We start from the raw sequence: 9,497 nt of genomic DNA, 5'->3' as shown, positions 1-9,497 counted from the left end.
AAGGAGGAAACAAGAATGCCGAAAGTAGCATTATTTAACCAAGCTGGTTCACAAGTTGGCGAAATCGAACTAAACGAATCAGTATTTGGTATTGAGCCTAACAACCACGTAATGTTCGAAGCAGTTGTCATGCAGAGAGCTTCATTACGTCAAGGAACTCATAAAACTAAAATTCGTTCTGAAGTAGCGGGCGGCGGACGTAAGCCTTGGAAACAAAAAGGTACTGGACGTGCTCGTCAGGGATCTATCCGTTCCCCACAATGGCGCGGAGGCGGTACTGTATTCGGACCAGTTCCACGCAGCTACAGCTATAAATTGCCTAAAAAAGTTCGTCGTTTAGCGATCAAATCTGCTCTATCATCTAAAGTACAAGCTGAAAGCATCCTAGTACTTGAGAGCCTAGCATTCGAAGCTCCAAAGACAAAGGAATTCACAAACGTACTAAAAGGCCTTTCAGTTAACACTAAAGCCTTGATCGTAACAGCAGGTTTAGACGAAAACGTTGCACTTTCAGCTCGTAACATTCCTGGAGTAACTGTTGTTGCTGCTGATGGAATTAACGTGTTGGATGTTTTAAATCATGATAAGCTGATCATGACAAAAGCAGCTGTTGAAAAAGTAGAGGAGGTGCTTGCATAATGGATGCACGCGATATCATTAAGCGCCCCGTTATTACAGAACGTTCTTCAGATCTTATGACTGAGAAGAAGTACACTTTCGAAGTTGATACAAGAGCGAACAAAACACAAGTTAAAGACGCGATCGAAACTATTTTCGGCGTTAAAGTTGAAAAAGTTAACATCATGAACTACAAAGGTAAGTTTAAGCGTATGGGCAAGTTCGGCGGATACACTAACAAACGCCGTAAAGCAATCGTAAAACTTACACAAGACAGCAAAGAAATCGAATTCTTCGAAGTATAAAACTTGAATAGAAGAGGAGGGAAACGAAATGGCGATTAAAAAGTACAAACCTACCTCCAACGGTCGTCGTAATATGACAGCATCTGATTTTGCTGAGATTACAACTGACAAGCCGGAGAAATCCTTGCTTGCTCCGTTGCACAGAAAAGGCGGTCGTAACAACCAAGGTAAGTTAACTGTTCGTCATCAAGGTGGCGGCCACAAGCGTCAATACAGGATCATCGACTTTAAGCGTACAAAAGATGGCATTCCTGGACGCGTTGCCACAATTGAGTATGATCCAAACCGTTCTGCAAACATTGCATTAATTAACTACGTAGATGGTGAAAAGAGATATATCCTAGCTCCTAAAAACCTAGAAGTAGGTATGGAAGTTATGTCTGGCCCAACAGCTGACATTAAAGTAGGTAACGCTCTTCCACTAACAAACATCCCAGTTGGTACTGTAGTACACAACATCGAATTGAAGCCTGGCAAAGGCGGACAATTAGTTCGTTCTGCAGGAACTTCAGCACAGGTTCTTGGTAAAGAAGGCAAATATGTATTAGTGCGTTTAAACTCTGGCGAAGTACGTATGATTCTTTCTGAGTGCCGTGCAACTATTGGTCAAGTTGGTAACGAACAACACGAATTGATCAATATCGGTAAAGCAGGTCGTTCACGCTGGTTAGGCAAGCGCCCAACAGTTCGTGGATCTGTAATGAACCCTAACGATCACCCACACGGTGGTGGTGAAGGACGTTCACCAATCGGACGTAAATCACCAATGTCACCATGGGGCAAGCCGACTCTTGGTTACAAGACTCGTAAGAAGAAAAACAAATCCGACAAGTTTATCGTACGTCGTCGTAAAAAATAACGGGATTGAGCTACGGTTCGCGGGAACCGTAGGGCAATCACGAAGGGAGGTTCAATCATGGGTCGCAGCTTAAAAAAAGGACCTTTTGTTGATGAGCACTTAATCACAAAGATCGAAAAGTTAAATGAAACTGAAGGCAAGAAAGTTGTAAAAACTTGGTCTCGCCGTTCTACGATCTTCCCACAATTCATCGGACACACTATTGCTGTCTACGATGGTCGTAAACATGTACCTGTATATGTCACTGAAGACATGGTAGGCCACAAGCTTGGAGAATTCGCTCCAACTCGTACTTACAAAGGTCATGGTAATGACGATAAGAAAACAAGACGTTAATGAGAGGAGGGCATCCACATGCAAGCTAAAGCTGTTGCAAGAACAGTTCGTATTGCTCCTCGTAAAGCTCGCTTAGTTTTAGATTTAATTCGAGGAAAGCAAGTTGGTGAAGCGGTAGCTATTTTAAACCTTACCCCAAAAGCAGCTTCTCCAATCGTAGATAAAGTGTTGAAATCTGCATTAGCGAACGCAGAACACAACTATGAAATGGATGTTAATAATCTTGTCGTATCCGAAGCGTATGCAAATGAAGGACCAACGTTAAAACGTTTCCGTCCACGTGCTATGGGCCGTGCAAGTGCAATTAACAAACGTACTAGTCATATTACTATCGTTTTATCAGAAAAGAAGGAGGGATAATCAGTGGGTCAAAAAGTAAATCCAGTCGGTTTGCGTGTCGGGATCATCCGTGATTGGGAATCTAAATGGTACGCAGGCAAAGACTACGCTGATCTTTTACACGAAGACCTTAAGGTTCGTGAGTACATCACAAAGCGTTTACGCGATGCTTCTCTTTCTAAAGTAGAGATCGAACGTGCTGCAAACCGTTTAAATGTAACTGTCCACACTGCTAAGCCAGGAATGGTTATCGGTAAGGGCGGTACTGAGGTTGAAGCTCTTCGCAAAGCGTTAAACCAACTTACTGGCAAACGTGTTCATATAAACATTCTTGAAATTAAAAAAGCTGATATCGATGCGAAATTGGTTGCGGAAAACATTGCGCGCCAGTTGGAAAACCGTGTATCTTTCCGTCGTGCTCAAAAGCAAGTTATCCAACGTGCTATGCGTGCAGGCGCTAAAGGTATCAAGACAATGGTATCCGGCCGTCTTGGCGGAGCAGATATCGCTCGTTCTGAACATTACAGCGAAGGAACAGTTCCACTTCATACTCTTCGTGCTGATATCGATTACGCTACTGCTGAAGCAGATACAACTTACGGAAAACTTGGCGTAAAAGTATGGATTTACCGTGGAGAGGTCCTTCCTACAAAGAAGAAATCTGAGGAAGGAGGCAAATAATATGTTATTGCCTAAACGCGTTAAATATCGTCGTGAGCACCGCGGAAAAATGCGCGGAAAAGCGAAAGGCGGCGCAGAAGTAACATTTGGTGAATTTGGCCTTCAAGCTTTAGAAGCTTCTTGGATCACAAACCGCCAAATCGAATCTGCTCGTATCGCGATGACTCGTTACATGAAGCGTGGAGGAAAAGTTTGGATCAAAATTTTCCCTCACAAGCCATATACTGCAAAGCCTCTTGAAGTCCGAATGGGTTCCGGTAAAGGTTCACCTGAAGGCTGGGTAGCAGTTGTTAAACCAGGCAAAATAATGTTCGAAATCGCTGGCGTTTCTGAAGAAGTCGCACGCGAAGCATTACGCCTTGCTGCACACAAGCTTCCTATCAAGTGCAAGTTTGTTAAACGAGAAGAAATTGGTGGTGAATCTAATGAAAGCTAATGACATTCGTGACCTTACCACTGCTGAAATTGAACAAAAAGTTAAATCTTTAAAAGAAGAGCTTTTCAACCTGCGCTTTCAATTAGCGACTGGACAACTTGAAAACACAGCTCGCATTCGTGAAGTACGCAAAGCGATTGCTCGCATGAAAACTGTAATTCGTGAACGAGAGATCGGCGTTAACAGATAATTGAGAGGAGGTTCTCACAATGAGTGAACGCAACCAACGCAAAGTTTATACTGGACGCGTAGTTTCTGATAAGATGGACAAAACTGTCACAGTACTTGTTGAAACATACAAAAAGCATCCTTTATACGGCAAGCGTGTTAAATACTCTAAGAAATTCAAAGCTCATGATGAGCAAAATGAGGCAAAGATCGGCGACGTAGTACGTATCATGGAAACTCGTCCGCTATCTGCCACAAAACGTTTCCGCCTTGTAGAAGTGGTGGAAAAAGCTGTTATTATCTAATTGTTCGGATTAAGGTTTATTCCGAAGGGAGGTTACTCGCATGATCCAACAGGAAACACGTTTAAAAGTTGCTGATAATTCAGGTGCCCGTGAAGTTCTAACTATTAAAGTTCTAGGCGGTTCTGGCCGCAAGACTGCTAATATTGGTGACATTATCGTCTGCACAGTGAAACAGGCAACACCAGGTGGCGTTGTTAAAAAAGGTGACGTTGTTAAAGCAGTAATTGTTCGTACAAAGACTGGTATGCGCCGTACTGACGGCTCATACATCAAATTTGACGAGAATGCTTGTGTAATCATCCGTGACGATAAGAGTCCTCGTGGAACTCGTATCTTTGGACCGGTTGCACGTGAGCTTCGTGAAAACAACTTCATGAAAATCGTATCATTAGCACCAGAAGTACTATAATCTATTTCAAATGCCTTTAAGGAGGTGCACACAGATGCATGTAAAAAAAGGTGACAAAGTAATGGTCATCTCTGGTAAGGACAAAGGCAAAACAGGGATCATCCTTGAAGCTTTTCCTAAGCAAAGCCGTGTTCTTGTTGAAGGAATCAATATCGTGAAAAAGCACGCTAAGCCTTCACAAGTGAATCCACAAGGTGGAATCTTAAACCAGGAAGCACCAATCCATGTATCAAACGTAATGCCTATCGATGCGAAGTCTGGTAAGCCAACCCGAGTTGGTTACACAGTTGAAAACGGCAAGAAGGTACGCGTTGCTAAAAAATCCGGTGAAGTTCTAGATAAATAGTCTATTGAAGAAGGGAGGTACAATCGATGAACCGCCTAAAAGAAAAGTTCAACAATGAAATTACTCCTGCTCTAATGAGCAAATTCAACTATCAATCAATTATGGAAGTACCAAAGCTTGAAAAGATCGTAATCAACATGGGTGTTGGTGAAGCTGTTGCCAATGCTAAAGCTCTTGATACTGCAGTTGAAGAATTAGCAACAATCACAGGCCAAAAGCCAGTCGTGACTCGCGCTAAGAAATCAATCGCTGGTTTCCGCCTTCGTGAAGGTATGCCGATCGGCGCGAAAGTAACTCTTCGCGGAGAGCGCATGTACGAATTCATCGACAAGTTAATTTCAGTTTCTTTACCACGTGTACGTGACTTCCGCGGTATCTCTAAGAAGTCTTTCGACGGACGCGGTAACTACACTCTTGGTGTTAAAGAACAATTGATCTTCCCTGAAATTGATTACGATAAAGTAAATAAAGTTCGTGGCATGGACATTGTTATTGTAACGACTGCTAACACTGATGAAGAAGCTCGTGAACTATTAACACAATTCGGAATGCCATTTCAAAAGTAATCTCTAATAAGAGGGAGGCGAAAACGTGGCTAAGAAATCAATGATTGCGAAACAAAAACGCACGCCTAAATATAAAGTACAAGAGTACACTCGCTGTGAGCGCTGCGGCCGTCCGCACTCTGTATACCGCAAATTTAAGCTTTGCCGTATTTGTTTCCGTGAATTAGCATACAAAGGACAAATTCCTGGTGTGAAAAAAGCTAGCTGGTAAAACTGAAAGCTCTGGAAGGAGGTAAATTAAATGGTCATGACAGATCCGATTGCAGATTTGCTTACTCGTATTCGTAATGCGAATATGGTACGTCACGAAAAATTAGAAGTACCTGCTTCTAACATGAAAAAAGAAATCGCTGAGATTCTTAAGCGTGAAGGCTTCGTACGTGACGTTGAATATATCGAAGATAACAAACAAGGTATCATCCGTATCTTCTTGAAGTACGGTGCAAACAACGAGCGTGTTATTACTGGTCTTAAGAGAATCAGCAAGCCAGGACTTCGCGTTTATGCAAAATCAACTGAAGTACCTAAGGTACTTAACGGTTTAGGTATTGCTCTTGTTTCAACTTCAAACGGCGTTTTAACTGACAAAGAAGCTCGCGCAAAGCAAGTTGGCGGAGAAGTTCTAGCATACGTTTGGTAATAGATTTTCTGAATGAATGGAGGTGCAACAAATGTCACGCGTAGGTAAAAAACCAATTGAAATTCCAGCTGGTGTTACTGTTACTCTTGATAACAACAACGTAACAGTTAAAGGACCAAAAGGTGAATTGTCTCGTACTTTTCACGCTGATATCGAAATTAAGGTTGAAGATAACGTAATCAACATCTCTCGTCCATCTGACGCAAAAGAACATCGTGCATTGCACGGAACGACTCGCGCGGTCCTTGCGAACATGGTTGAAGGTGTATCTAAAGGATTTGAAAGAACTCTTGAGCTAGTAGGTGTCGGTTACCGTGCTTCTAAGCAAGGCAACAAGCTTGTACTTAGCGTAGGTTATTCTCATCCAGTAGAAATCGAGCCAGAAACTGGCATCGAGATCGAAGTTCCTGCAAACACTAAGGTAATTGTAAAAGGAACTGACAAAGAGCGTGTTGGCGCATTAGCTGCTAACATCCGTGACGTACGTCCGCCAGAGCCTTACAAAGGTAAAGGTATTCGTTATGAAGGCGAATTTGTACGCCGTAAAGAAGGTAAAACAGGTAAGTAAGGTCGCATAGGTTAACGAAAGGAGTGACGTAAATGATTACGAAGGCTGATAAAAACGCTACTCGCCGTAAAAGACATGGTCGTGTTCGTGCGAAACTTAGCGGAACTGAAGCTCGTCCTCGTCTAAATGTGTTCCGTTCTAACAAGCACATTTACGCTCAATTAATTGACGATGTAAAGGGAGTAACTTTAGCAAGTGCTTCTACTTTAGATAAAGAAGTTAATGTTGAAGGCAATAACCTTGAAGCAGCTAAGACAATTGGTGAACTTATCGCTAAGCGTGCTGTGGAAAAAGGTTATAAATCAGTAGTATTTGACCGTGGCGGATACCTCTATCATGGCCGCATCCAGGTCCTTGCTGATGCTGCTCGTGAAAACGGCTTAGAATTTTAATAGAAAAAGGAGGGACACAAAAAGATGCGTCGTATTGATCCAAACAAACTTGAACTTGAAGAACGCGTAGTTACGGTTAACCGTGTTGCGAAAGTTGTTAAAGGTGGACGCCGTTTCCGTTTTTCTGCTCTTGTAGTAGTAGGAGATAAAAACGGTCATGTCGGTTTCGGTACTGGTAAAGCTCAAGAAGTACCTGAAGCGATTCGCAAAGCTATCGAAGATGCGAAGAAGAACCTAATCCAAGTACCTATGGTTGGTACTACAATTCCACACCAGGTTATCGGACACTTTGGTGCTGGTGAAATCCTTCTGAAGCCTGCTTCTGAAGGTACAGGAGTTATCGCTGGTGGACCAGTTCGTGCGGTTCTAGAATTAGCTGGTGTTGCTGACATCCTTTCTAAATCATTAGGAACAAACACACCAATTAATATGGTTCGTGCAACTCTTGACGGATTAAAACAACTTAAGCGTGCAGAAGACGTAGCAAAGTTACGCGGTAAATCTGTGGAAGAACTGTTAGGATAAGGAGGGAAATCAAATGGCTAACAAATTAGAAATTACCCTCACTCGCAGCTTGATCGGCCGTCCGCAAGATCAGCGCGAAACAGTTAAGGCTCTTGGTCTACGTAAAGTTAACCAAACAGTTGAGCAAGCTGATAATGCAGCAATCCGCGGCATGATCAACAAAGTTTCTCATCTTGTTTCAGTAAACGAAAAATAATTTTATTCTTCTTTAAAATAAGGAGGTGCCAACATGAAACTTCATGAATTAAAGCCTGCAGAAGGTTCTCGTAAAGAACGTAAGCGTCTAGGACGTGGTATCGGTTCTGGCCAAGGTAAAACTGCTGGTAAGGGTCATAAAGGTCAAAACGCACGTTCTGGCGGCGGTGTTCGCCTTGGTTTTGAAGGTGGTCAAACTCCTTTATTCCGACGCTTGCCAAAACGCGGTTTCACAAACATCAACCGCAAAGAATATGCAGTCGTTAACCTTGATGCTCTAAACGTATTCGAAGATGGAACTGAAGTGACTCCAGAACTTTTAATCGAAACAGGTCTTGTTAAGAAAGAATTAGCAGGTGTGAAAGTACTTGCTAAAGGAAGCTTAGACAAGAAGCTAACTGTTAAAGCTCATAAGTTCTCCTCTACAGCCAAAGAAGCTATCGAAGCTGCTGGCGGTCAAACTGAGGTGATTTAATGTTCCAGACAATCTCCAATTTTATGCGCGTGGGTGAAATTAGAAATAAAATCTTCTTCACCCTTTTAATGTTGATTGTATTTCGTCTCGGCTCATTTATTCCTGTTCCGAACGTAAATGCAGATATTTTAAGAGCACAAGATGACATGAGTGTTTTCGGAGTGCTAAATACATTTGGCGGCGGTGCGCTGAAGAATTTCTCCATTTTCGCAATGGGAATCATGCCTTACATCACCGCTTCCATCATCATTCAACTATTACAGATGGATGTTGTGCCTAAGTTTACTGAATGGTCCAAGCAAGGAGAAGTCGGACGCCGTAAATTAGCTCAGTTTACCCGCTATTTCACGATCGTTCTTGGTTTTATCCAGGCACTCGGTATGTCTTATGGCTTTAATAATATGGCTGGCGGATTATTAATCCAAAGCTCAGGTATCGGAACTTACTTGCTGATCGCTACGGTCTTGACTGCCGGAACTGCATTCTTAATGTGGTTAGGTGAGCAGATCACGGCAAAGGGAGTAGGAAACGGTATCTCAATCATTATCTTTGCAGGTATTGCTGCTGGAATTCCGACTATGGCAAACCAGATTTATGCTCAGCAATTTGAAGATGCAGGTGAGGCGTTGTTCCTTCGCATTGTTACTGTCCTGTTAATTCTGATAGCTGTTATCGCTATTATCGTTGGTGTCATTTTCATTCAGCAGGCAACACGTAAAATACCTATTCAGTACGCTAAACGCATGAGTGCAGGAAATAATTCGGTTGGCGGCCAGAACACTCACCTTCCTTTGAAAGTGAATGCAGCTGGTGTTATCCCGGTTATCTTTGCAATCTCGTTTGTCGTTACACCTCCGACAATCGCTCAATTCTTCGGCACCAATGATGTTACACTTTGGATTCAGAAGACGTTCGATTACACACAGCCGATCGGTATGGTCGTGTATGTGGCTCTGATCATTGCGTTCACGTATTTCTATGCGTTCATCCAGGTGAATCCTGAACAGGTTGCTGAAAACTTGAAGAAGCAAGGTGGATATGTTCCAGGCATCCGTCCTGGCAAAAACACACAAGAATACTTGACTAAGGTTCTGTATCGCCTGACTTTGGTTGGCGCGATCTTCCTTTCAGTAATCTCTGTGCTGCCAGTATTATTCATTAAATTTGCTGGTCTGCCTCAATCAGTACAGATTGGCGGAACAAGTTTGCTGATTGTTGTCGGCGTTGCGCTTGAAACAATGAAGCAGCTTGAAGCTCAACTTGTAAAACGCCATTATAAAGGCTTTATTAAATAAGATTTAGGGGACCCTTTGTTCCCTGAATCTTTAAATAGA

General features: G+C 42.6%; 20 protein-coding genes. All 20 read left to right on the top strand.

What is annotated here, in order from left to right:
- Positions 1-15 precede the first annotated feature (15 nt).
- The 20 genes from rplD to secY are packed head-to-tail and all read left to right on the top strand — an operon-like array spanning position 16 to position 9,458.
- The gene (rplD, locus tag V7654_RS23295; protein ID WP_335433255.1) at positions 16-639 is read left to right on the top strand and encodes a 50S ribosomal protein L4; all 624 of its coding nucleotides are present in this window, start codon (positions 16-18) and stop codon (positions 637-639) included.
- Positions 636-923 carry a 50S ribosomal protein L23 gene (gene rplW / locus V7654_RS23290; RefSeq protein WP_335433291.1) on the top strand — a complete coding sequence of 96 codons (288 nt, stop codon included), beginning with the start codon at positions 636-638 and terminating at the stop codon, positions 921-923. The genes rplD and rplW overlap by 4 nt, the downstream gene beginning before the upstream one ends.
- Positions 924-951: 28 nt before the next feature.
- The gene (gene rplB / locus V7654_RS23285) at positions 952-1,782 is read left to right on the top strand and encodes a 50S ribosomal protein L2 (RefSeq protein ID WP_335433253.1); all 831 of its coding nucleotides are present in this window, start codon (positions 952-954) and stop codon (positions 1,780-1,782) included.
- Between the two features lie 57 nt (positions 1,783-1,839).
- Complete coding sequence (gene rpsS / locus V7654_RS23280; RefSeq protein WP_044393904.1) at positions 1,840-2,118, top strand: 30S ribosomal protein S19; 279 nt, start codon at positions 1,840-1,842, stop codon at positions 2,116-2,118.
- Positions 2,119-2,136: 18 nt separating this feature from the next.
- Positions 2,137-2,478 carry a 50S ribosomal protein L22 gene (gene rplV, locus V7654_RS23275; protein ID WP_023626425.1) on the top strand — a complete coding sequence of 114 codons (342 nt, stop codon included), beginning with the start codon at positions 2,137-2,139 and terminating at the stop codon, positions 2,476-2,478.
- A gap of 3 nt (positions 2,479-2,481) precedes the next feature.
- Positions 2,482-3,138: a 30S ribosomal protein S3 gene (gene rpsC, locus V7654_RS23270; protein ID WP_207503078.1), complete on the top strand. Its 657-nt coding sequence runs from the start codon at positions 2,482-2,484 to the stop codon at positions 3,136-3,138.
- Between the two features lies 1 nt (position 3,139).
- Entirely contained in the window at positions 3,140-3,574 is a 435-nt protein-coding gene (rplP, locus tag V7654_RS23265; protein WP_207503077.1) for a 50S ribosomal protein L16, read from the top strand.
- Positions 3,564-3,764, top strand: coding sequence for a 50S ribosomal protein L29 (gene rpmC / locus V7654_RS23260; RefSeq protein WP_023626422.1), 201 nt, complete (start codon positions 3,564-3,566; stop codon positions 3,762-3,764). The genes rplP and rpmC overlap by 11 nt, the downstream gene beginning before the upstream one ends.
- A 19-nt stretch (positions 3,765-3,783) precedes the next feature.
- A complete protein-coding gene (gene rpsQ / locus V7654_RS23255) occupies positions 3,784-4,047 on the top strand; it encodes a 30S ribosomal protein S17 (protein WP_023626421.1) in 264 nt (87 codons plus the stop codon).
- Between the two features lie 40 nt (positions 4,048-4,087).
- Entirely contained in the window at positions 4,088-4,456 is a 369-nt protein-coding gene (gene rplN / locus V7654_RS23250; protein ID WP_335433251.1) for a 50S ribosomal protein L14, read from the top strand.
- A 34-nt stretch (positions 4,457-4,490) separates the two neighbouring features.
- Entirely contained in the window at positions 4,491-4,802 is a 312-nt protein-coding gene (rplX, locus tag V7654_RS23245) for a 50S ribosomal protein L24 (RefSeq protein WP_335433249.1), read from the top strand.
- A 26-nt stretch (positions 4,803-4,828) separates the two neighbouring features.
- Positions 4,829-5,368 (top strand): 50S ribosomal protein L5, encoded by a 540-nt coding sequence (rplE, locus tag V7654_RS23240; RefSeq protein ID WP_207503074.1) that lies wholly within the window; start codon positions 4,829-4,831, stop codon positions 5,366-5,368.
- Positions 5,369-5,393: 25 nt separating this feature from the next.
- Positions 5,394-5,579, top strand: coding sequence for a 30S ribosomal protein S14 (gene rpsN, locus V7654_RS23235; RefSeq protein WP_009499044.1), 186 nt, complete (start codon positions 5,394-5,396; stop codon positions 5,577-5,579).
- 30 nt (positions 5,580-5,609) lie between these two features.
- On the top strand, positions 5,610-6,008 hold the full coding sequence (gene rpsH, locus V7654_RS23230; RefSeq protein ID WP_335433247.1) for a 30S ribosomal protein S8: 399 nt from the start codon (positions 5,610-5,612) through the stop codon (positions 6,006-6,008).
- Positions 6,009-6,039: 31 nt separating this feature from the next.
- Complete coding sequence (gene rplF, locus V7654_RS23225; RefSeq protein WP_335433245.1) at positions 6,040-6,576, top strand: 50S ribosomal protein L6; 537 nt, start codon at positions 6,040-6,042, stop codon at positions 6,574-6,576.
- A gap of 32 nt (positions 6,577-6,608) precedes the next feature.
- Positions 6,609-6,968, top strand: a complete 360-nt coding sequence (gene rplR, locus V7654_RS23220; protein WP_335433244.1) for a 50S ribosomal protein L18 — start codon at positions 6,609-6,611, stop codon at positions 6,966-6,968.
- Between the two features lie 24 nt (positions 6,969-6,992).
- Positions 6,993-7,493: a 30S ribosomal protein S5 gene (rpsE, locus tag V7654_RS23215; protein ID WP_207503071.1), complete on the top strand. Its 501-nt coding sequence runs from the start codon at positions 6,993-6,995 to the stop codon at positions 7,491-7,493.
- Between the two features lie 13 nt (positions 7,494-7,506).
- Entirely contained in the window at positions 7,507-7,689 is a 183-nt protein-coding gene (gene rpmD, locus V7654_RS23210) for a 50S ribosomal protein L30 (RefSeq protein ID WP_207503070.1), read from the top strand.
- 33 nt (positions 7,690-7,722) lie between these two features.
- A complete protein-coding gene (gene rplO, locus V7654_RS23205; RefSeq protein ID WP_207503069.1) occupies positions 7,723-8,163 on the top strand; it encodes a 50S ribosomal protein L15 in 441 nt (146 codons plus the stop codon).
- Positions 8,163-9,458, top strand: coding sequence for a preprotein translocase subunit SecY (gene secY, locus V7654_RS23200; RefSeq protein ID WP_335433243.1), 1,296 nt, complete (start codon positions 8,163-8,165; stop codon positions 9,456-9,458). Before rplO ends, secY begins: the two co-directional genes overlap by 1 nt.
- The last annotated feature ends 39 nt before the right edge of the window (positions 9,459-9,497 follow it).

The sequence above is a fragment of the Bacillus sp. JJ1609 genome, from assembly GCF_036967045.1.
Classification (GTDB): Bacteria; Bacillota; Bacilli; order Bacillales; family Cytobacillaceae; genus Mesobacillus.
Note: the sequence above shows the minus strand (reverse complement) of the source record. Positions and strands in the feature narration are given on the sequence as shown.